The sequence below is a fragment of the Campylobacter sp. BCW_6877 genome (assembly GCF_001762445.1).
Lineage (GTDB): Bacteria > Campylobacterota > Campylobacteria > Campylobacterales > Campylobacteraceae > Campylobacter_D > Campylobacter_D jejuni.
In genome coordinates this window covers 619-1,087 of sequence record NZ_MJWW01000064.1, presented here as the reverse complement: position 1 = coordinate 1,087, position 469 = coordinate 619, and the positions used below count along the sequence as shown (strand labels likewise).

Annotated in this window: 1 pseudogene; it reads left to right on the top strand. The window is 24.7% G+C overall.

The window, feature by feature from the left end:
• Window positions 1-469, top strand: a pseudogene (locus AJ936_RS10675) (hypothetical protein); the annotation flags it as partial.

The following is a 469-nucleotide window of genomic DNA, read 5'->3' as shown; positions in this document are numbered from 1 at the left end:
TCCTTTAGCGGTTATAAGAGATCATTTTGTAACTTATCCTTTTGCAATCAATTCGAAATTCATTAGCTTTGATTTAAAGAAAATTTTTTATGGCATAGATCTTTGCACAGGAGTTTTTGACACTCATTTTTCCTTTCATTATGAAATAGATCAAAAGCTTGAAGAAAATAAAGAATTTCTTTTAAAAAGACTTTTGTCTTATTTGATTATTGATGAGAAAAGATCCGCTTTAAGGATAATAAAAGATGAAAATGAAACTATACAAGAAAGAGATGATTATACTTTTTTTAATCAAAGTTTAAATAGTATAGAACTCATTAAATCTGAAATTTATATCCTAAAAAACACTACATTAGAAAAGTATTATAAAGAAGTTAATGATGAAATCAATTTAACAGCCATTCAAGCTTACAATGAAGCTTTACAAATTTTACAAGATTTTGCTAATGGAATTTACAATACAAGTAAA